Annotated in this window: 18 protein-coding genes and 1 pseudogene; 11 read left to right on the forward strand and 8 right to left on the reverse strand. The window is 67.3% G+C overall.

Annotation, left to right across the window (positions count from 1 at the left end):
- Window positions 1-163: 163 nt before the first annotated feature.
- Genes thyX through QJR12_RS09050 form a run of 3 tightly spaced genes read left to right on the forward strand, consistent with a single transcriptional unit; the run spans window position 164 to window position 3,529 of the window.
- Window positions 164-916, forward strand: coding sequence for an FAD-dependent thymidylate synthase (gene thyX, locus QJR12_RS09040; RefSeq protein ID WP_300580947.1), 753 nt, complete (start codon window positions 164-166; stop codon window positions 914-916).
- Window positions 917-931: 15 nt separating this feature from the next.
- Complete coding sequence (gene dapA, locus QJR12_RS09045) at window positions 932-1,834, forward strand: 4-hydroxy-tetrahydrodipicolinate synthase (protein ID WP_300580950.1); 903 nt, start codon at window positions 932-934, stop codon at window positions 1,832-1,834.
- 18 nt (window positions 1,835-1,852) lie between these two features.
- Window positions 1,853-3,529, forward strand: a complete 1,677-nt coding sequence (locus QJR12_RS09050; RefSeq protein ID WP_300580953.1) for a ribonuclease J — start codon at window positions 1,853-1,855, stop codon at window positions 3,527-3,529.
- A gap of 29 nt (window positions 3,530-3,558) precedes the next feature.
- Here QJR12_RS09050 and QJR12_RS09055 read toward each other — a convergent pair.
- Window positions 3,559-3,840: pseudogene (locus QJR12_RS09055) on the reverse strand (SAM-dependent methyltransferase); the annotation flags it as partial.
- Window positions 3,841-3,910: 70 nt separating this feature from the next.
- The gene (locus QJR12_RS09060) at window positions 3,911-4,225 is read right to left on the reverse strand and encodes a putative quinol monooxygenase (protein ID WP_300580956.1); all 315 of its coding nucleotides are present in this window, start codon (window positions 4,223-4,225) and stop codon (window positions 3,911-3,913) included.
- A gap of 137 nt (window positions 4,226-4,362) precedes the next feature.
- Between QJR12_RS09060 and QJR12_RS09065 the strand changes: the two genes are divergently transcribed.
- Window positions 4,363-6,852 (forward strand): DNA translocase FtsK, encoded by a 2,490-nt coding sequence (locus tag QJR12_RS09065; protein ID WP_300580958.1) that lies wholly within the window; start codon window positions 4,363-4,365, stop codon window positions 6,850-6,852.
- A 14-nt stretch (window positions 6,853-6,866) separates the two neighbouring features.
- Here the strand turns inward: QJR12_RS09065 and QJR12_RS09070 are convergent, their stop codons facing one another.
- From QJR12_RS09070 to QJR12_RS09080, 3 genes are read right to left on the reverse strand one after another with little or no spacing between them, the layout of a single operon-like run.
- A complete protein-coding gene (locus tag QJR12_RS09070) occupies window positions 6,867-7,943 on the reverse strand; it encodes a PDR/VanB family oxidoreductase (RefSeq protein ID WP_300580960.1) in 1,077 nt (358 codons plus the stop codon).
- Between the two features lie 41 nt (window positions 7,944-7,984).
- Complete coding sequence (locus tag QJR12_RS09075) at window positions 7,985-8,893, reverse strand: metal-dependent hydrolase (protein ID WP_300580962.1); 909 nt, start codon at window positions 8,891-8,893, stop codon at window positions 7,985-7,987.
- A gap of 18 nt (window positions 8,894-8,911) precedes the next feature.
- Window positions 8,912-12,172 (reverse strand): thioester reductase domain-containing protein, encoded by a 3,261-nt coding sequence (locus QJR12_RS09080; RefSeq protein ID WP_300580965.1) that lies wholly within the window; start codon window positions 12,170-12,172, stop codon window positions 8,912-8,914.
- Window positions 12,173-12,897: 725 nt separating this feature from the next.
- On the opposite strand from QJR12_RS09080, the gene QJR12_RS09085 reads away from it, so the two are divergent.
- Window positions 12,898-13,224, forward strand: coding sequence for a hypothetical protein (locus QJR12_RS09085; RefSeq protein WP_300580968.1), 327 nt, complete (start codon window positions 12,898-12,900; stop codon window positions 13,222-13,224).
- A 24-nt stretch (window positions 13,225-13,248) separates the two neighbouring features.
- On the opposite strand, the gene QJR12_RS09090 is transcribed toward QJR12_RS09085, so the two are convergent.
- Complete coding sequence (locus QJR12_RS09090; protein WP_300580971.1) at window positions 13,249-14,292, reverse strand: diacylglycerol kinase family protein; 1,044 nt, start codon at window positions 14,290-14,292, stop codon at window positions 13,249-13,251.
- A 256-nt stretch (window positions 14,293-14,548) separates the two neighbouring features.
- On the opposite strand from QJR12_RS09090, the gene QJR12_RS09095 reads away from it, so the two are divergent.
- Window positions 14,549-15,442, forward strand: coding sequence for an oxidoreductase (locus QJR12_RS09095; RefSeq protein ID WP_300580974.1), 894 nt, complete (start codon window positions 14,549-14,551; stop codon window positions 15,440-15,442).
- Window positions 15,443-15,534: 92 nt separating this feature from the next.
- Here QJR12_RS09095 and QJR12_RS09100 read toward each other — a convergent pair whose 3' ends face one another.
- On the reverse strand, window positions 15,535-16,044 hold the full coding sequence (locus QJR12_RS09100; protein WP_300580977.1) for an amino-acid N-acetyltransferase: 510 nt from the start codon (window positions 16,042-16,044) through the stop codon (window positions 15,535-15,537).
- A gap of 58 nt (window positions 16,045-16,102) precedes the next feature.
- On the opposite strand from QJR12_RS09100, the gene pgsA reads away from it, so the two are divergent.
- From pgsA to QJR12_RS09125, 5 genes are all read left to right on the forward strand, one after another.
- The gene (pgsA, locus tag QJR12_RS09105) at window positions 16,103-16,693 is read left to right on the forward strand and encodes a CDP-diacylglycerol--glycerol-3-phosphate 3-phosphatidyltransferase (RefSeq protein ID WP_300580979.1); all 591 of its coding nucleotides are present in this window, start codon (window positions 16,103-16,105) and stop codon (window positions 16,691-16,693) included.
- A 170-nt stretch (window positions 16,694-16,863) separates the two neighbouring features.
- A complete protein-coding gene (gene clgR / locus QJR12_RS09110) occupies window positions 16,864-17,190 on the forward strand; it encodes a transcriptional regulator ClgR (protein WP_300580981.1) in 327 nt (108 codons plus the stop codon).
- 166 nt (window positions 17,191-17,356) lie between these two features.
- Entirely contained in the window at window positions 17,357-18,208 is an 852-nt protein-coding gene (gene pspA, locus QJR12_RS09115; protein ID WP_300580984.1) for a phage shock protein PspA, read from the forward strand.
- A gap of 404 nt (window positions 18,209-18,612) precedes the next feature.
- Window positions 18,613-19,779, forward strand: a complete 1,167-nt coding sequence (locus tag QJR12_RS09120) for a nucleotide disphospho-sugar-binding domain-containing protein (protein WP_300580987.1) — start codon at window positions 18,613-18,615, stop codon at window positions 19,777-19,779.
- 10 nt (window positions 19,780-19,789) lie between these two features.
- Window positions 19,790-19,984: a DUF3046 domain-containing protein gene (locus QJR12_RS09125; protein WP_300580990.1), complete on the forward strand. Its 195-nt coding sequence runs from the start codon at window positions 19,790-19,792 to the stop codon at window positions 19,982-19,984.
- On the opposite strand, the gene QJR12_RS09130 is transcribed toward QJR12_RS09125, so the two are convergent.
- Window positions 19,975-20,466, reverse strand: coding sequence for a DUF2202 domain-containing protein (locus QJR12_RS09130; protein WP_300580992.1), 492 nt, complete (start codon window positions 20,464-20,466; stop codon window positions 19,975-19,977). The two genes, QJR12_RS09125 and QJR12_RS09130, sit on opposite strands and share 10 nt — an antisense overlap.
- Between the last annotated feature and the right edge of the window lie 121 nt (window positions 20,467-20,587).

The following is a 20,587-nucleotide window of genomic DNA, read 5'->3' on the forward strand; positions in this document are numbered from 1 at the left end:
GTTCCTCCACACCGCCCGGCCAGAATCGGCACGCCAGTCACCGCAACCGCATGCTAACCCAGCGCGGGGCGGGGCATCTGCGGGTTTCCCCTCCGCGGCAACCCTCCGGCGAGCGACAGCGATCCCGCCGGCATCTCCCAACCACCGGGCTATGGTGAACGCCGTGGCAGAGACCGCCCCGCTGCGCGTGCGACTGATCGCTCAGACCGCGTTCAGCGCCCCGGATGACGTGCCGTGGAGCACCGACGCCGACGGCGGGCAGGCGCTCACCGAGTTCGCCGGCCGGGCCTGCTACCAAAGTTGGTCCAAACCCAACCCGAAGACCGCGACCAACGCCGGCTACATCAAGCACATCATCGACGTCGGGCACTTCTCGCTGCTCGAGCACGCTAGCGTGTCCTTCTACATCACCGGAATCTCGCGATCCTGCGCCCACGAGCTGATCCGGCACCGGCATTTGTCCTGCTCACAGCTTTCCCAACGCTACGTCCCGGAAGGGGACTCGCGGATCGTCATACCGCCGGGCATGCCCGACGACCCCGAGCTACAGCGGATCCTGACTACAGCCGCCGACGCCAGTCGCGCCGCCTACACCGAACTGCTGGCCAAACTGGAGGCCAGGCTCGCCGAGGGGCCCAACGCCGGGTTGCGCCGCAAACAGGCCCGCCAGGCAGCCCGCGCCGTGCTGCCCAACGCCACCGAGACCAGCGTCGTGGTGACCGGCAACTACCGGGCGTGGCGGCATTTCATCGCGATGCGCGCCAGCGAGCACGCCGACGTCGAGATCCGGCGGCTTGCCCTACTGTGCCTGCGGCACCTCCTCGAGGTGGCGCCCGCGGTCTTCGCCGATTTCGAGATCACCACCCTGGCCGACGGCACCGAGATCGCGACGTCACCCCTGGCGACCGAGGCGTGACGTAACCTAGGGACCGTGAGCACCGTCGGATTCGACGCCCCGGCACGCCTGGGCACGCTGCTGACCGCGATGGTGACTCCGTTCGGCGCTGACGGCTCCCTGGATACCGCCGCCGCGGCGCGGCTGGCCAACCACCTCGTCGACTCCGGGTGCGACGGGCTGGTGGTGTCCGGCACCACCGGGGAGTCGCCGACCACCACCGACGAGGAGAAACGCACGCTGCTGCGGGTCGTGCTGGAAGCGGTCGGCGACCGTGCCCGGGTCATCGCCGGCGCGGGCACCTATGACACCGCGCACAGTGTGCGTCTGGCGAAGGCGTCCGCCGCCGAGGGGGCGCACGGCCTGCTGGTGGTCACCCCGTACTACTCGAAGCCCCCGCAGAACGGGCTGATCGCCCATTTCACCGCCATCGCCGACGCCACCGCGTTGCCGGTGCTGCTCTACGACATCCCGCCGCGCTCGGTAATACCCATCGCGCCGGACACCATCCGTGCGCTGGCGTCACACCCCAACATCGTGGGGGTCAAAGACGCCAAGGGCGATTTGCACACCGGCGCTCAGCTCATGGCCGAAACCGGGCTGGCTTATTATTCCGGCGATGATTCGCTGAACCTGCCCTGGCTGGCAATGGGGGCAAGCGGTTTCATCAGCGTGATTTCCCATCTGGCGGCGGGTCAGTTGCGGGAGATGTTGTCTGCCTTTCATTCCGGCGACATCGCCACCGCCCGCAAGATCAGCGTGACCCTCGGCCCGCTGTGTGACGCGATGGGCCGCATCGGTGGGGTGACGATGGTCAAAGCGGGTCTGCGGCTGCAGGGGATGGACGTCGGCGATCCACGGTTACCGCAAATGCCTGCGACATCTGACCAAATCGAGGCGCTAGCCGCCGACATGCGCACCGCCTCGGTGCTCCGCTAAGCGACGGGTGAGCGGCCGGTGAATGCCAACCTCAATCCCCCCGGACCCCTGAACCCGGGCGGGGTGCGGGTCACCGCGCTGGGCGGTGTCGGCGAAATCGGCCGCAACATGACGGTTTTCGAGCATCTGGGCCGGCTGCTGATCATCGACTGCGGGGTGATGTTCCCCACCCACGACGAGCCCGGGGTCGACCTGATCCTGCCGGATCTGCGTCACATCGAGGACCGGCTCGACGACATCGAGGCGCTGGTGCTGACCCACGCGCACGAGGACCACATCGGGGCGGTCCCGTTTCTGCTCAAGCTGCGGCCCGACATCCCGGTGGTCGGCTCGAAGTTCACCCTGGCGCTGGTCTCCGCCAAATGCCGTGAGCACCAGCTTAAGCCGGTGCTTGTGGAAGTCGCCGAGGGCGAGCGCCGCACGCATGGCGTGTTCGAGTGCCAGTACTTCGCGATCAATCATTCCATCCCGGACGCGCTGGCGATTGCGGTGCACACCGGGGCGGGAACCATCCTGCACACCGGAGACATCAAACTCGACCAGTTGCCGCTCGACGGACGCATCACCGACCTGCCCGGCATGTCCCGGCTCGGTGACGCCGGTGTGGATCTCTTGCTCTGCGATTCGACCAACGCCGAGATTCCCGGTGTAGGGCCGTCGGAAAGCGAAGTGGGCCCGGCATTGCACCGCCTGATCAGGGGCGCCGAAGGCCGGGTCATCGTGGCGTGCTTCGCCTCCCATGTGGACCGGGTGCAGCAGATCATCGACGCCGCGGTGGCACTGGGCCGGCGGGTGGCCTTCGTCGGCCGGTCCATGGTGCGCAACATGGGAATCGCCCGCGAGCTTGGTTTTCTGCGGGTCGCCGATTCCGATCTGATCGATATCGCCGCCGCCGAGATGATGCCTCCCGGGCGGGTGGTGTTGATCACCACCGGCACCCAGGGTGAGCCGATGTCGGCGTTGTCGCGAATGTCGCGCGGTGAGCACCGCAGTATCACGCTTACCTCCGATGACCTGATCATCCTGTCCTCCTCGCTGATCCCCGGCAACGAGGAAGCTGTCTACGGTGTGCTCGACGAGCTGTCTAAGATCGGCGCCCAAGTCATTACCAACCAGCAAGTGCGCGTGCATGTTTCAGGCCATGCATATTCCGGTGAGCTGCTGTTCCTGTACAACGCGGTGCGGCCGCGACAGGTTATGCCCATCCACGGCACCTGGCGGATGCTGCGGGCCAACGCCAAACTGGCCGCCCGCACTGGCGTGGCGGAAGAGTCAATTTTATTGGCGGAGAACGGTGTCAGTGTCGATCTGATCGCCGGCAAAGCCGGCATCGCCGGAGCGGTTCCGGTCGGCAAAATGTTCGTCGACGGCCTGGTCACCGGGGACGTCGGCGAAATCACCTTGGGCGAAAGGCTCATTCTGTCATCGGGTTTCGTTGCGGTGACCGTGGTGGTGCGACACGGCACCGGCCGTCCGGCGGCTCCGCCGCATTTGCACTCCCGGGGTTTCTCCGAAGATCCCAAGGCACTGGAGCCCGCGGTGCGTAAAGTCGAGCAAGAGCTGGAATTGCTTGCCGCCGAGAACATCACCGATCCGGTACGGATCGCTCAGGCGGTGCGCCGCACGGTCGGCAAGTGGGTGGGGGAAACCTACCGTCGCCAGCCGATGATCGTGCCGACGGTCCTGGAAATCTGAAGACCCACCCGGTGGGGATCGCCGGTACTTTAAACCTTTTCCGCGTACGCCGACCACTCGATGTCTGATGCCGTCAGGTTGCGACCGGTCGGTGCGACGTAGCGCCGCACGATCTGCTCCGGCCCGAGCTGCTCGATCAGCCGCCACCCGGATCCGGCGAGAAACTCCGCCACTTCCTCGGGCTGTAATCCGAAGTGCCACAGCTGTCGGCGCTGCCGCATTCGGCGGTAGAGCATGGGGGCGCCGTACAGGTTCGTCCCGTCGATGAAGTCGCGGCGCACGTAGGTGAACACCAGCCGGCTACCCGGCGCCACCGGACAGCGCCGCGGCGACGGCCACGGCGATGCCGGTAACACGATGCGCCGGGCCCGGCACCGGCCGTCAGCGGCGCAGCTGTCCTTTGTCCGGGTCGCCGGCGGGGACGGGGGTCAGCGTCTTGATGTCCGGCGCGGCGGTGAGGTGCTCCCCGGTCTCCTTGAGCAGGCGGGTCAGGGCGGGAGCGGTGCTGTGAGCCTGGAGCGCCTCGGCATCGGCCCACTGCTCGACGAAGACGAAGGTGTTCCCCGATTCGTGCAGCGCGTAGAGCTGGCATCCCGGCTCGTTGTGGACGTCTTCGACGGTGCGGGTGAGGATGTCGCGGACGGTGTCGACGGACTCGGGCTTGGCGGTCAGAGTGGCGACGACAACGACGGGCATGGGGGCCTCCTGAGGCTCTCTGGGGTAAACACCTGACGACTCGCACCCTACCCGGCGGCCCGGACACCGAAACGCGACCGGCTGCAATCAGTGTGGCAGATGATGCAGATGGTGTCTTTGCGATTAGGCTTGCCGGCATGTCCAACAAGACCGCTATCCGATCAGGCCGATCCGGCGCCCGAAAAGCCCGGTCAAAGGGCATGTCGCGGGTCACCAGAGCGCGCCCGTCCGGGGGGCGGCGCAACCGGCCCCTGCCCGTTGCCACCGGGCTGGCGGCCGGCCAGGTCGCCCGCGGGGTGTGGCTGACCCTGGCACGGGGCGCCGGCACCGCGGCGCGCTCGATGGGCCGCGCCCGCGACATCGAGCCCGCACACCGCCGCGACGGGATCGCGCTGACGCTGCTGGGCCTGGCCGTCCTGATCGCGGCGAGCTCGTGGTTCCACGCCGCCCGCCCGGCGGGGGCCTGGGTCGACACCCTGCTGCGGACGCTGATCGGCTCGGCAGTTGTGCTGCTCCCGGCGGTCGTCACCGTCGTTGCGGTGGTGCTGATGCGCACCGCACCCGATCCCGAGGCCCGCCCGCGGCTAATCCTCGGAGCGGTGATGATCGCGCTTCCCACGCTGGGGCTGTGGCACCTGTGGGCGGGATCCCCCGACACCCCGGACGCACGTCGCCGCGGCGGGGGGTTTCTCGGTTTCGCCATCGGGGGACCGCTCGCCGACGGGTTGACAGCGTGGATAGCCGCGCCGCTGCTGTTGATCGGGGCGCTGTTCGGGGTGCTGCTGTTGACCCGGACCACGCTTCGCGAGGTGCCCGGCAAACTGCGCACCGTGTTGGGCACCGGGCTGCCGGCACGCCGTGGCCGGTTCTCGCTATTCTTCGGGACCGGCGCGCAGCGCCCCGGCGCCGTCGACGATGCCGAGGATATTGCCGCCGAGGACTTCTCCGACGGCTACTACGACGACCCGGCGTACTTCCCCGGTGACGGGGCATGGGACCGGCCCGGCGAGCAGGCCCCGGGCACGGACGACACCGCCACGGTCGCAGAGCCCGCCGGCACGCGCCCTCGCCGGCGCGCTGCCCCAGCCGCACGCGCGCTTGACCAACCGGCGTCGGACCGGGTCGTCGATGGGCCCTACACCTTGCCGTCGCTCGACCTGTTGATCCCGGGCGACCCGCCCAAGAGACGCAGCGCCGCGAACAGCCACATGGTCGGCGCCATCAACGAGGTGCTCGCCCAATTCAAGGTCGACGCGGCCGTCACCGCCTGCACTCGCGGGCCGACCGTCACCCGTTACGAGGTCGAGCTGGGGCCCGGTGTCAAGGTGGAGAAAATCACCGCGCTGCACCGCAATATCGCCTACGCGGTGGCCACCGAGAGCGTGCGAATGCTGGCACCGATCCCCGGTAAATCCGCGGTCGGCATCGAGGTGCCCAACACCGATCGCGAGATGGTGCGGCTGGCCGATGTGCTCACCGCGCCGTCCACCCGCCGCGACCACCACCCGTTGGTGATCGGGCTGGGCAAGGACATCGAGGGCGACTTCATCTCGGCGAACCTGGCCAAGATGCCGCACTTGCTGGTCGCGGGTTCCACCGGCTCGGGCAAGTCCAGCTTCGTCAACTCGATGCTGGTGTCGCTGCTGACCCGGGCCACCCCCGAAGAGGTCAGGATGATCCTGATCGACCCGAAGATGGTGGAACTGACACCGTATGAAGGCATCCCGCATCTGATCACCCCGATCATCACCCAGCCGAAGAAGGCGGCGGCCGCGCTGGCGTGGCTGGTCGACGAGATGGAGCAGCGCTACCAGGACATGCAGGCGTCACGGGTGCGCCACATCGACGACTTCAACGACAAGGTGCGCTCCGGTGAGATCACCGCACCGCTGGGCAGTCAGCGCGAATACCGTCCCTACCCCTACGTGGTGGCCATCGTCGACGAGTTGGCCGATCTGATGATGACCGCCCCCCGCGATGTCGAGGACGCGATCGTGCGGATCACCCAAAAGGCCCGCGCCGCGGGCATTCATCTGGTGCTGGCCACCCAGCGGCCGTCGGTGGACGTGGTGACCGGGCTGATCAAGACCAACGTGCCCTCGCGGCTGGCGTTCGCGACCTCGTCGCTCACCGACAGCCGGGTGATCCTCGATCAGGCGGGCGCGGAAAAGCTGATCGGCATGGGCGACGGGCTGTTTCTGCCGATGGGCGCGAGCAAGCCGATCCGGCTGCAGGGGGCGTTCATCACCGACGAGGAGATCCACGCCGTCGTCACCGCCTGCAAGGAGCAGGCCGAACCCGAATACACCGAGGGTGTCACCGCCGCCAAGCCCACCGGCGAACGCCGGGACGTCGACCCGGACATCGGCGAGGACATGGAGCTGTTCCTGCAGGCCGTAGAGCTGGTGGTCTCCAGTCAGTTCGGCTCCACCTCGATGCTGCAGCGCAAGCTTCGCGTCGGGTTCGCCAAGGCCGGCCGGCTGATGGATCTGATGGAAACCCGCGGCATCGTCGGACCGTCGGAGGGATCCAAAGCACGCGAGGTGCTGGTCAAACCCGACGAGCTGGCGGCGACGCTGGCCGCGATCAGGGGTATCGACGCCGCGGCGGGCGCCGGTTCGCGGTAGCGACCGACGGGCGTTCAGGCGTCGATGACCACGCGGTCGCCGTTGGCCCGCGACACGCACACGAGCATCTCGCCCTCGCCCTCCGCGATGCGTCCGCGGCGATCGACCGCCCCGGCCAGCACCTTGACCTTGCAGGTGCCGCAGAACCCTTGTTGGCACGAATAGCGGGTCGCCGGGTTGTGGTCGAGCATGACGGCCAGCGCCGAGCGGTTCGACGGCACGGCGAGCACCCGCCGCGAACGCGCGAGCACCAGCTCGAACGGGGCACCGTCGATGACCGGCGGCGGTCCGAACCGCTCGTAGTGCAGCGGCGCGTCGGCGTGGCTGCCGCGCAGGGCGCGCACCGACTCGAGCATGCCGGCCGGTCCGCAGACGTACACCGCCGTGGTCGGCCCGGCGTCGGCGAGCAGGTCGGCTGCGGTGGGAATTCGGCCGCGCTCGTCATCGGCCCAGACCGTCACCCGATCCGGTGCTACCGCCACCACCTCGTCGAGCAGCGGCATGTATTCCCGGCTGCGTCCGGCGTAGACCGCGCGCCAGTCGATTCCGTGGCGGTGCGCCAGCTGAATCATGGGCAGGATCGGCGTGACCCCGATGCCGCCGATCACGAACAACACGTCGTCCTCGTCGGTGACGAGGTAAAAGGCGTTGCGGGGACCTTCGAAAACCAGGGTGTCGCCCACGCCGACGGTGTCGTGCATCTCGATCGAGCCGCCGCCGCCGTCGGCGATGCGGCGCACCGCGATGCGGTAGTCGGTGCGCCGCCCGGGCGGGCCGCACAGCGAGTACTGCCGACGCCGGCCCGAGGGCAGCCGGACATCGATGTGTGCGCCGGGCGTCCAGGACGGCAGCAATCCCCCGTGCGGGTCGGCCAGTGTCAGCGCCACCACGTCGGGTGCGAGCAGTTCGCGCTTGGTGACCACCGCGCTGATCGTGTGTGACACCGGGGTGACCCGCGAGGGCCTCCAGCGGGAGAGCGAGGCCAAGCCGCCGAAGAGCACACCCACACCCCAAAACGCGGTGAGAACGCGATCGTGTTTGCGGCGACCGTAGAGGTCGGCGGGCCTGCTGCTCCAAATAGTCTGTGACACAGGTGCTCTCCGAGTCCTTCCCACGGTGCTCAGCACGGCGTTCAGTGAGATGCGCGAGCGGCAGGGGAGCGGGCCAGGTAGTCGACCGCGCGTCCGACCCCGCCCAGCCGAGACGGATGGAAACCCGGCCGGTAGTAGGCGGCGATGACCCGCAGGAACCGTACCGGCCCGGGCACCAAACCCCGGCGCGCCGCATCGAGGTAGTCCCGCCAGCGTGGCGTGGTTCCCGGCGGCAGGTGCGGGTCGACCGAGTACATGAACCGCACGCCGCGTATCCACAACCACAGCAGCGCCGGGGTCACCAGCAGCTGGGTGCGCGCGCGGCGCCAGTATCCGGCCCGCAGATGCTTCATGGTGTCGAAGGCGACGGCCTTGTGTTCCACCTCCTCGGCGCCGTGCCAGCGCAGCAGGTCCAGCATCACCGGGTCGGCGCCGAGGGAGTCCAGCTGCGGGGTGTCGAGGATCCAGTCACCCAGGATGGCGGTGTAATGCTCGATGGCCGCCACGATCGACACCTGTTCTGCCAGCCACTTCTGGCGTCGTCGCGGGCCCCATCGGGGCCGCTCGCCGAGCAGCTTGTCGAACAGCCAGCGAATCTGGTCGGTAAACGGTGTCACGTCGATGCCCTGGGCCGCGAAGTGCCCGAGCACACCGGCGTGCGCCCGGGAATGCATGGCCTCCTGGCTGATGAATCCCTGCACGTCCAGCCTCAGCTGGTCGTCCTGGATCAGCGGCAGCGCCGTCGTGAATACCTCGACGATCCACTTTTCGCCCGCCGGCAGCAGCAGGTGCAGGACATTGCAGAAATGGGTGGCGAAGGGCTCGTTGGGCACGTAGTAGAACGGCAGCGTCGCCCAGTCGAACTCGACGTCGCGCGCCTGCAGGACGATCCGCTCGTGATCCAGCGGCGCGTCGTGCGGTCCGGCTGCCCGGTCATCGACGCTGAACATGGTGAACCCCCGCAGTCGCTAGGCGATGCATTGTGCCTCCGTCTCAGCCTCGGTGATCAGCCGCTCGCTGCGCAAGAACCGGACCAGGGCGTCGACGGTGGTGGTCAGCGCCGGCTCGTGCAGCCGGACACCGGCCAGCGCGCGCGCGTTCCGGTACCGGGTGTTGTCGTAGCGCTTGTCCCGCATCGCCGCGATCCGCTCGGCCGAGCGGGTGAGGAAATCGACGAGGGGATAAAGCGGATCCCGCGGGGTGCAGCGGCGGTCTAACTGCTCGGCGAAGGACGGGATGTCGTGGTAGGTGAACCGGTAGCCGTGGCGTTCCGCCAGAATCCGGGTGATATCCATCAGGTTGTAGTAGTTATCCGCGGTCATATTGAACACCGCCGCGCAGCCGGCGTCCTCGTTCGGTAGGCCCATCAGCGCGACGATGTGATCGGCGATCAGGTCCGCCGGCAGCAGGCTGATTTGATTGTGGGCGTTGACGGCCAGGCCGTGCTCGATCATGAACGCCATGAGGCGCACATAGATATCGTCGCGGCTGCCGTAGCCCGCGCTGGTGGGGGAGATGAGCGAGGGCCGGTAGATGCGCACATCCAGTCCGCAACGGGCCGCGGCCCGCGCCAGTTGTTCGGCGACCCATTTGGTCTGCGAGTAGCCGAAGTCCAGGCCCGCCATCTCCTCATTGGCATCCCACTCGCCGACCACCGGCTTGGTGCTCCAGCCGTAGATGAAGGTGCTGGAGACCAGGTGGAAGGTCTTGCGGTGCGCGGTCATGGCCAGGCGCAAAAGCTCCCGGGTGCCGGCCACGTTGGTGGGCCGCAGGGCATCGTAGGTGCGGACGTAGTTGACCAGGGCGCCGTTGTGGACGACGGCGTCGACGCGCCGGGCCAGTCGCTGAAACGCCTCTTCGCCGATCCCCAGGCAGGGCTCGGCCAGGTCCCCGCAGATCACCCGCACCCGCGCGCGGACCTCGGCGTCCAGGGCCGGGGACCACAGCCGGGCCCGCCGCAGCGCGGCGAGGATCCGGTCCAGCCCGTGGGCCGCGTCGGTGGCGCGCACCAGCGTGTGGAGCGTGTCGGAGGTCCGCCCGAGCAGGCCGTCGAGCAGGAACGGCCCCAGGAACCCGGTCGCGCCGGTCAGCAGGATGTCGCCGCGTTGGTGTGTTGGCGCCGGCGGAAGCGCCGGCAGGGCCAGTTGCGCGTCGGCGCGCATCCGACCGGTTTCGTATGCCTGGTAGTCGGCGGAAATCCGATTCAGCGCGCGGCGCAGGGCGTGCAGCGGTCGCCCCGACCCCTCGCCGAACTGGCGCACCAGCCGGAAGAATTCGGCGACCGTCAGCCGCTGCAGCAGGCGGGTATCGACATCCTCGGCCAGCTCGGCCGCGCCATGCTCGGCCAGCAGCGCCTTCAGGTCGGCGCGCAGCTCGGCCAGGGACAGTGAGTCGATGCCCAGGTCCGCAAAGGAGCAGTTCTCGTCTCCGTCCAGGTCGTAGCTTTCGATGAGATAACCGAAGCGTTGCAGCGGATCCGCCGCGGTGTCCCGGTCCCGCTGGGTCCGCCGGGTCATCGGATTAGTCCAGCTCGCCAGCACGGGCAGCTGGGCCTCCAGCCAGAGCCGGCGGGTGTGGGCACGCTGGATCTTCCCCGAGGTGGTCTTGGGAATGCTGTGCGGCGGCGCCAACACGATGGTATGCGGGTCGATATGGCAGTGTCTGCGGATGGCGCGCGCCAGGGCCGCGGCGTTCGGGAGGGCCCGCCCGTTGCGCACCTCGGCGACCACCACCAGCGCTTCCTGCTCGTCGCGCTCGACCGAGAAGGCGGCGACGCAGCCGTCACGCACCTGCTCGGCCGAGCGTTCCACGACGGCCTCGATGTCCGAGGGGTAGCAGTTGACGCCGCGGACGATGATCAGATCCTTGCTGCGCCCGCAGACGAACAACTCGCCCTCGTGCAGGAAGCCGAGATCCCCGGTGCGCAGGTAGCCGTGCTCGTCGTCGCCGACGATGCGGGCGTGGAAGGTCCGCGCGCTAAGCCCGGGCCGGCGCCAGTAGCCGCGCCCTTTGGAGGGTCCGTCCACCCAAATCTCGCCGATGCGGCCCTCGCCCAGATCGTGCCCCGACGAGGGGTCGACGATGCGCACCACGTTTCCGGCGGCGGGTTTGCCGCAGCTCACAACCGCGGCCTGATTCCCGTTGTGCGGCACGGCTTTTTCGACCTGCACAACGGTGCGCTCCAACGCTCGCTTGTTCAAAGCCAGGGTTTGGCGCCCGCCGATGGACACGATCAGGGTGTTTTCGGCCAAACCGAAGGCGCCGGTCAGCGCGTCGGGCCGCAGACCGTAGGGAGCGAAGCGCTTCCGGAAGCGGGCGAACGTCGTATCCCGTAGCGGCTCTGCCCCGACGATGATGCTGTCCAGACTGCTCAGGTCGACTCCGTCCAGCTCGGACTCGGGGAGCTTGTCCTCGCGCAGGCAGTACTCCAGGGCAAAGTTCGGCGCGGGCGTGTGGGTGGCGCGCACGTCGCTGATGAGCCGCAGCCAGGCCGATGGCCGCTGCAGGAAATCGACCGGCGACATCGCGTGGGTAGTGCCGCCTTTTACCAACACGAACAGGTATGCCGAGATCAAGCCCATGTCGTGGTGCTGGGGGAGCCAGCTGACGCAGACTTCCTTGCCGGTGAAGGCGGAGCCGTTGGCGATGACGTTGGCGTGGCTGACGATCACGCCCCTGGGATCGCCGGTGGAGCCGGAGGTGTACTGCAAAAACAGCACCGGGCCTGGGGTGTCCGCGACGGGGACGCCGCCGAAGTCCTGCGTGCCGTCGGTGGCGAACCAGGGCAGCTCCGGGGGCGGCTCGGAGTCCGCCCACGGCGGCGCACCCCGTCGGTGACCGAGGAGCAGCCGGTAGTCGTACTCGAACTGTTTCGTGGACAGCACCGTTTTGGCCTGACAGTCGCGCGCGATGAAGCCGAGTTTGGCCAGCCCCGCATCGAACGCCATGGGCACCGGCGGGCTGACGGGGACGGCGATCACCCCGAGGCGCGCGCACGCGACGAACGCCGCCACCATCTCCAGGCCCGGCGGGTAGACCAGCAGCGCGCGGTCGCCCGGCCGCAGGCCGGCTTCGGCGGACAAGCAGGCGGCCAGCTCACGCGTGCGTTCACTGAAGCTCCGGTAGGTGTAGTGCTCGAGTTCCCGACCGTCGACATCGACGAACCGGTACAGGGTCTGGTCGGGTCGTCGCGCTTCCCCCATCCGCAGGTAATCGATCAGCGTCGCCATCGCAGTCCCTCCCACCGTCGAGCCGGTATGAGCCGAAATCAACCAAACAACATCTTTCGCGGTAAAGCCGATAGTAGGCTGTGTGCCGATATCAAGCAAAGTTATATACGCCATTTCTATGCTCCGCATGATAGTCTCATTTAACCGACTTAGCTACGAACGATGAGGTCCTGTTCTGCGCTTACAGGTCGATCGTTCGAAGGCGTGCACGTGTTGGTTTCCATATCTCCGTAAATACGACGATCAGTACCTCAGTACTGGACTTCAGGCGCGTTTTGCTACTGATTTCCGTAGCCACTGTGATACTGATGCCCGTATATCCGTAGGAGTGTATTTCCTGATTGCACACGGTTATTTCGCTACCTATTGGGTATTATTGGCAGGAAATACGACACTTTCTGCAAACAAAGGTTGAGGATATAATTGGCTTTTAATTCTTCTATGTTAGATTTTACAGCAATCCTATATGAGAGTTTTAAGATGCAAGTTTTAAGGTAAACTGCTATTGCCATTGCTCCCGCAACGGGTCCGACGCCAAGGCGGGTGTTCCGATCACCGTCTTAATCGGGACCCACCACGTGAAGCGGTCGCAGACGGCGCCGACATTGCCAAGATTGCTGCCAAGATTGCTGCCAAGATTGCTGAGGTAATCTACCCTACTGCTACACTGATGTACTGACGTACTGACGTACTGACCTGCGATACGCACGGCAGGAGGTTCCGCGATGAGCAACGCCGATCGCGTCACAGCAGCCGGCGAACGGTCTCGCGGCTACCCCGGGTCTGCTGCCCGGCTGACGCCCTCGGTCGCAGCGGCGCCGACCGAACCGGTCGTCATCGGTCGAACCCGCAGCCCACGAACCCGGCGAACGGTCGACCTCACCCCCGCGCAGCACCGGGCCCTTGACATGTGGCAGCGAGAAGCCGCCGACCGTCTCGGCCTCGCCCGGGTCACCGGCCAGGAGGTCCTCGCCGCGCTCGTCGACCAGCTGCTGAGCGATCCCACACTCTCGGCTCAGATCATCCGCGTGATCCGCGCGGGGCGGCGGTGAGCCTACCGGCCGGGCACCCGCGGCTTACACCTGCTGCGACGGCCCGGCGCGGGCCCGGGCCGGGGCGGCCGTCGACGACCCGACCTGAGCGATGCGGATCCGCGGGCCGGCGCGAACCACCAGCCTGACGATACCGGTGAAACGCTCGCCGTCGATGATCGGCGAGAGCGCCTGGTCCTCGGCTTCGATGATCATCTCGCGGCCGGTGGTGTCCCAGACCCGGGCACCGCGGACGGTGCCGTTGGTGAGCGCCGCGGGAAGCTGTGCGACGATCCGCGAGGGCCGCAGCTCCCCGGCCTGGAAATGCAGCGCGCCGGGTTCGGACGCCTTTGGGAAGAGCCGAAACGGACCGCCGATACGGAGGTCGATCGCGCCGGCGTGCAGCAAGCGATGGATGCGCGTGGGAACCTCCCGGCCGTCGATGAAGACGCGCGCGCGTGTGGGTGTGAACAGGTGGGTCGCGTAGTTGGGCCTGCCCGAGCGCCCGGGAACCACCTTGGAGGTGAGGTAGTCGGCGACGGTGCGCGCGATCACGCGGGCGACGGCCGCGCGGTCGTGATCGGGGAGCTCATAGTACTTGTCATAGAACCGGTTGCCGACGCCTCCGGCGGCCAGGCCGAAGCAGAGGCGGTGAAACGGCGCGCCGTCTTCGGTGACACCGTCGAGTTGCAACGTGTCCAGACACACCTCGGGCGGTGGCCGGTCCGCTTCGGCGGCGGCCGTCAGGGCACGCAGAATGGTATCGGCCCGCCCCCGGACCCGCGCCTTGCGCGCCACCGCGTTGACGCTGCCGCCGTTGGTGGGCACAAATGCCGGCCAGCGTCGCGGATCGGTCACGCACCGACGGAGTTCATTGATCAACCAGTGCAACGCGCCGTCACCTCCGTCGGCGACGAGGTGGCTCGCCCGCGGATAGAGCTGTTCCAGGATGCCGCGGAGCTCCGCGACCGACGCGGTTTGGTGTACCTCGCCCCACGGGCCGACGATGCTCCGCAGCTTGGCGGCGCGATCCCCGGCCGCGACCCGGTTGTTGCGGGCGAGCGGATTGACGATGACGCCTAGATACATCCGGGCATCACCTGCGCCCGGCTCCCGGATAGGCGCCGGGTATCAACTGGCGACGCGTCCGGTGACGGGCTCGCGAAGTGTCGCGTCCCACCTGAAGACTCCTCGGGACGGGCTGGGCGCTCCGGCGCGGCTCGGGCGACCTGCCGTGGGCGCTAACCGGCAACGATACCCGGGCGGACGAGCCGTCGTCGGGCATGCGCGGCGCGATCACCCGGCCCGCCGGAACTTCCCGCCGGGCCGGATTAGGGTGGGTGCCATGCCTGGGTGGACCGCGGCGGACCTGCCCTCGTTCACCGGACGCACCGTCATCGTCACCGGCGCGAGCAGCGGGCTGGGCGAGGTGACCGCCCGGGAGTTGGCCCGGGTCGGCGCCCGCGTCATCCTGGCGGTCCGTGACACCGAAAAAGGCGAGGCCGCCGCCGATCGCATGCGGGGACCCAAAACCGGCCCGGTCGAGGTGCGTCGGCTCGACCTGCAGGACCTGTCCTCGGTGCGGCGCTTCGCAGACGGGGTAGGTGGCGGGGTGGGCAAAGTCGACGTCCTGGTGAACAACGCCGGCATCATGGCCACCAAATACGCGCTCACCGTCGACGGCTTCGAGGGCCAGATCGCCACCAATCACCTGGGTCATTTCGCGTTGACCAACCTGCTGCTGCCCAGCATCACCGACCGGGTGGTCACGGTGTCCTCGCTGCTGCACACCATTGGCTACATCAGCCTCAACGATCTGAACTGGCAATCGCGGCCGTATTCGGCCTGGCTGGCCTACGGCCAATCCAAGCTGGCCAATCTGCTGTTCACCGGTGAACTGCAGCGGCGCCTGGACGCCGTCGGCTCGCCGCTGCGCGCACTGGCCGCTCATCCGGGCTATTCGCACACCAACCTGCAAGGCCGCTCCGGCCGCAAGTTCGGCGACGCGTTGATACGGGCCGTCACCCGTCTGGTGGCCACCGATGCCGACTTCGGTGCCCGGCAAACGCTCTACGCCATATCGCAGGACCTGCCGGGCAACACGTTCGTCGGTCCGAGATTCGGGCTGTACGGGCGCACCGGGCCCACCTGGCGCAGCTGGTCGGCCAGGCGGGCCGACACCGCCGCGGCACTCTGGGAGCTGTCTGAACAGCTCACCGGGACCAAGTTTCCGCTCTGATCAGCTCGCTGATTCGGCTCCCCGGCTCTCCGATCGGCTCCCCGGTCAGCCGAGGTACCCGCGAACCGCGGCTACACCGTCGCACCACCGGATCAGAGGATCAGCAGCATCCGCGAGTTGCCCAACGTGTTCGGTTTGACGTAGCTCAAATCCAGGAACTCGGCGACGCCGAGATCATAAGAGCGGCACATCTCCTCATACACTTCGGCGGTCACCGGCGTTCCCTCGATCTCGGTGAATCCGTGTTTGCCGAAGAACTCGGTTTCGAAGGTCAGCACGAACAGCCGCCGCAGCTGCAGGTCACGCGCGACCTCGATGAGCCGGTCGACGATCGCATGACCGATACCGCGCCCGGTCATGGTGGGGTCGACCGCGACCGTGCGCAGTTCGCCGAGATCCGACCACAACACGTGCAGTGCGCCGCAACCAACCACGTTCCCCCGGTGCTCGGCCACCCAGAATTCCTGGACGGCTTCGTAGAGCGTCACCAGGTTTTTTTCCAGAAGTATCTTCCCCGCATAGATGTCCACGAGCCGCTTGATCGCCGGGACGTCGGAGGTTCGCGCACGCCGAACCAGTGGCCGGTCGCCCTGGAGATTCACGGATGCACAGTATCGGTATGCGGTTCCGCGCCATCTGAGCACCCGTTATTCTGAGGCGGTGTCGGGGCAGCCGCAAACCGGTCCACTGGAAAAGCGCACCCGCATCACCAACTTCGCCAATGTGCTCACCGGCATGCGCCTGGTGCTTGTCCCGATCTTCCTAGGTGCGCTGTTCGCCGGAGGTGGACACGAAACAGCCAGTCGCACAGCAGCTTTCGTGATCTTTGCGATTGCTGTCATCACTGATCGGTTCGATGGTGCATTGGCCCGCAACTACGGCATGGTGACCGAGCTGGGTACGCTGGCCGATCCGATCGCCGATAAGGCCCTTATCGGCGCGGCGCTGATCGGCTTGTCGATGCTCGGTGATCTCCCGTGGTGGGTGACGATGCTGATCTTGGCCCGCGAGGTCGGTGTTACCGTCTTGCGTTTCGCTGTGCTGCGCCGCGGTGTCATCCCAGCCAGCTGGGGCGGTAAACTCAAAACCTTTGTTCAGGCGGTGGCGATCGGGTTGTTCGTGCTGCCGCTGTCGGGTTCCTGGCTGGCGGCGGCGGGGGCGGTGATGGCCGCGGCGGTGACGCTGACGGTGATCACCGGGATCGACTACGTGGCCTCGGCCGCCAGGGAGGTCCGCGGGACGATTCGCTGATCTGCGACGACGGCGGGAATGCCCGGATTTGGGTGCGGTCTAGTGTTGCGGCCGGCGCGGCGGGGGTGTGAGCTGGAGGCAGTCAGACGGCGGGGAACCCACACCACCGTCGTCGGCGTTTCTTTAAATAACCGCTGCCGATCAGGCTTGACAGGACGAAGAGGAGCACAATGGCGTCCCTATTGCGCGAACTCATCGGCGGCGTGCTGCGCCGCACCCGGATTTCGCAGGGCCGGACGCTGCGTGAAGTGTCGGATTCAGCGCGGGTCAGCCTGGGGTATCTTTCCGAGGTCGAACGCGGCCGCAAAGAGGCCTCGAGCGAGTTGCTGAACGCGATCTGCGATGCGCTGGAGCTGCCCTTGTCCGCGGTGCTCATCGATGTGGGTGAACAGATGGCACGGCAGGAGCGAGCGGCGCTCGCCGAAGCCGGCACCGCCAACATCGACGAGAGCACCAAGGTCGTCATTCCGCCGGTGTCCTCGTTGGCAGTGGCTTGAGCCGGGCAGGTACGTCGATGACATCGCGCGGGTGGCGCGCGACGGCAACCACCCCACACGGGCGTGCGTACCCGCGCGGAACCGATAGATTAGGCGACGGGGCGGGACCAGCAGTCCAGCGGGTGTGTGGTCCGGGGAGAGTGGGAAACGAGGGCGGAGCTGACTCATGGCCAATCCGTTTGTCAAAGCGTGGAAGTACCTTATGGCGCTGTTCAGCGCGAAGATCGACGAGCACGCAGACCCCAAGGTGCAAATCCAGCAGGCCATAGAAGAAGCGCAGCGTCAGCACCAGGCGCTGACCCAGCAGGCCGCGCAAGTCATCGGCAACCAGCGCCAGTTAGAGATGCGGCTCAACCGGCAGCTGGCGGAGGTGGAAAAGCTCCAGGTCAACGTGCGCCAGGCGCTGACCTTAGCCGATCAGGCCACCGCCGCCGGGGATACCGCCAAGGCCACCGAATACCACAACGCCGCCGAGGCCTTCGCGGCCCAGCTGGTGACCGCCGAGCAGAGCGTCGAGGATCTCAAGACGTTGCACGATCAAGCGCTGAGCGCGGCCGCTCAGGCCAAAAAGGCCGTCGAGCAGAACGCGATGATGCTGCAGCAAAAGATCGCCGAGCGCACCAAGCTGCTTAGCCAGCTTGAGCAGGCAAAGATGCAGGAACAGGTGAGCGCGTCGCTGCGCTCGATGAGCGAACTCGCCGCGCCGGGCACCACGCCGACACTCGAGGAAGTGCGCGAGAAGATCGAGCGTCGTTACGCCAACGCGATGGGCGCGGTCGAGCTCGCGCAGAATTCGGTGCAGGGTCGGATGCTCGAGGTCGAGCAGGCCACCGTGCAGATGGCCGGGCACGCCCGACTGGAGCAGATCCGCGCGTCGATGCGCGGTGAGGCCTTGCCGGCCGGAAGGCAGGAGGGCGGGCCCGCGGCCATCCCGGCCACTCCGGCCAGCACCGAGGCCAGCGCCGACGCCCCGGCCGAGACACCGCTCGGTCAGCGGTCGGCGGATGGCCAGATTTGACCGCGCGGGCGAATCGAGAGATTGCGGGTGCGCCGGCGCGCCCCGCTGTTGCGGCCCTGAAGCGAGGCCCTGAACGAGGCCCTGAAGCGAGGCCTGCACGAGGAAATGTCTTGCCTGTTGCCGGTATCCCGATTTTGTTGCGGTGGTGAACCGAACCGCTGCGGCGACGGCCATCATGACATGATCTGCGAATTACGCGGATCTCCAACGGTTCAGACCGCATCATGGTCTGCTGGGACTGATCGATGGCCTCATCACGAATTTCCCCGAGCGGTGATAGACGCGGAAGCTGTTGCGTCACAGGGCGATTAGTTCATTGCGGATCCCCGAATATGGGCGAACCCCGGCATTGGAGCCGGCGCGGAGCCGATGGATCGCGGCCGCGGGCTGTGGGAGGGTAGGGCGTGCGTGTTGCTGTGGTTGCCGGACCGGATCCTGGGCACGCGTTTCCCGCTATCGCCTTGTGTCAGCGCTTCGTGGCGGCAGGTGATACCCCGACCCTGCTCACCGGCGCCAACTGGTTCGACGCTGCTCGTGCCGCCGGTGTCCGGGTCATAGAGCTGGACGGGCTTGAACCCACAGCGGAGGACCGTGACGCCGGATTCCGGATCCATCGGCGCGCGGCGCGGATGGCGGTGCTTAACGTGCCCCGGTTAGCCGACCTGGCTCCCGATTTGGTGGTGTCCGACGTAATCACCGCCAGTGGAGGCATGGCCGCTGAGTTGCTAGGAATCCCGTGGGTCGAGCTAAACCCGCATCCGCTGTACCTACCCTCGACGGGGCTGCCCCCGCTGGGCAGCGGTTTAGCGCCCGGTAAAGGCGTTCCTGGCCGGTTGCGAGACGCCGTGATGCGGGCCCTGTCCGCACGATCCTGGCGTCAGGGTTTGCGGCAGCGAGAAGCGGTGCGGGCCGAAATCGGCCTGCCGGCGCACGACCCCGGCCCGCTGCGCCGGCTGATCGCCACGCTGCCGGCGCTGGAGGTTCCGCGCCCGGACTGGCCGCCCGAGGCGGTGGTGGTGGGTCCGCTGCACTATGAACCGACCGACCGGCTGCTGCCGATCCCGCCGGGCTCCGGACCGGTCGTGGTGGTTGCCCCCTCCACGGCGGCGACCGGGACCCCTGGTCTGGCCGAAGTGTCGCTGCAGTGCCTGATCCCGGGGAAAACCCTGCCACCGGGATCGCGGCTGGTGGTGTCGCGGTTGAGCGGAGGGGAACTGAACCTGCCGTATTGGGCGACGGCCGGGCTGGGACGCCAGGATACGCTGCTGGGCCATGCCGACCTGGTGATTTGCGGGGGCGGACACGGGATGGTGGCCAAGTCGCTGCTGGCCGGGGTTCCCATGGTCGTGGTTCCCGGCGGTGGGGATCAATGGGAGATCGCCAATCGTGTGGTACGCCAAGGCAGCGGCCAGCTGATCCGACCGTTGACCGCTGGCGCACTGGCCGCAGCGGTCGGCGAGGTGCTGTCGTCGCCCCGCTACCGCCAGGCCGCCCGGCGGGCCGCCGCCAGCATCACCGGCGTCACCGATCCGGTATCGGTGTGCCACGAAGCGTTGGCGTCGGCCCGGTAGGTTGAACGACGTGCGCCTGACGGAATTTCACGAACGGATCACCTCGCGGTTCGGTGTGGCCTACGGGGCATCGGTGCTGGTCGATCACGTGCTGACCGGCTTCGGTGGCCGCACCGCCGCCGAGGCGATCGAAGACGGCGTTGACCCGCGTGAGGTATGGCGGGCATTGTGCGTCGACTTCGACATCCCCCGCGATCAGTGGTGACGGTGGGTAGCCGCTCTTGCGGCTTTAAAGGCCCGCAGGTGATTCTGGGAAGCGGCCCGCAGGTTTTCACACACCCTCTGGATGGCCGCCTGATCGCTGCCGTGCATGGCCACAGACAGATCGGCGATATCGCCGGTTTCGAGTTCGATTCCGACAGCAAATGCCTCTTCGGCCGACGACAACCCGCGGGCCAGCCACATGTCGTAGGCGTTCTGCAGTTCGGTATCGGCGTAGACACCGGGAGGCCGGCCTACCGACGGATCGGGGACGCTGTACCGCTTGAGCAGTCGCCCGATCGCATCGTAGTGGCGCTGTTCACTGGCGGCGATGTTGCCGAAAATCGGCATACCCCACGCCTGGTGGAACCGCCGGTACAGATCACGAGCCACCCGCTCTTCCTCCCGTAGCAGGACCAGACCCGCCCGCTCGGCATCGGACAGCCGACTACCGGCCACCGGCTTCGGATCGTCGTTGGCGATCATCCGTTGTCTCCGTTCATATCCGATCCGGGGTACCGGATCGGACGTCGTGTGCTCACCTCGGTCGGCGTATTTAGCGTGTTAAGTTAAACCAGGACCTCCGGTACCGCATTCCTGGCCGGAC

The organism is Mycobacterium sp. (assembly GCF_029961025.1).
Lineage (GTDB): Bacteria > Actinomycetota > Actinomycetes > Mycobacteriales > Mycobacteriaceae > Mycobacterium.

What these genes read in the sequence shown, in the direction of transcription:
- QJR12_RS09060 (WP_300580956.1), bottom strand. Translation starts at nt 4,225, where the DNA reads ATGCCCGTCGTTGTCGTCGCCACTCTGACCGCCAAGCCCGAGTCCGTC.
- QJR12_RS09065 (WP_300580958.1), top strand. Translation starts at nt 4,363, where the DNA reads ATGTCCAACAAGACCGCTATCCGATCAGGCCGATCCGGCGCCCGAAAA.
- QJR12_RS09075 (WP_300580962.1), bottom strand. Translation starts at nt 8,893, where the DNA reads ATGTTCAGCGTCGATGACCGGGCAGCCGGACCGCACGACGCGCCGCTG.
- QJR12_RS09080 (WP_300580965.1), bottom strand. Translation starts at nt 12,172, where the DNA reads ATGGCGACGCTGATCGATTACCTGCGGATGGGGGAAGCGCGACGACCC.
- QJR12_RS09085 (WP_300580968.1), top strand. Translation starts at nt 12,898, where the DNA reads ATGAGCAACGCCGATCGCGTCACAGCAGCCGGCGAACGGTCTCGCGGC.
- QJR12_RS09090 (WP_300580971.1), bottom strand. Translation starts at nt 14,292, where the DNA reads ATGTATCTAGGCGTCATCGTCAATCCGCTCGCCCGCAACAACCGGGTC.
- QJR12_RS09095 (WP_300580974.1), top strand. Translation starts at nt 14,549, where the DNA reads ATGCCTGGGTGGACCGCGGCGGACCTGCCCTCGTTCACCGGACGCACC.
- clgR (WP_300580981.1), top strand. Translation starts at nt 16,864, where the DNA reads ATGGCGTCCCTATTGCGCGAACTCATCGGCGGCGTGCTGCGCCGCACC.
- pspA (WP_300580984.1), top strand. Translation starts at nt 17,357, where the DNA reads ATGGCCAATCCGTTTGTCAAAGCGTGGAAGTACCTTATGGCGCTGTTC.
- QJR12_RS09130 (WP_300580992.1), bottom strand. Translation starts at nt 20,466, where the DNA reads ATGATCGCCAACGACGATCCGAAGCCGGTGGCCGGTAGTCGGCTGTCC.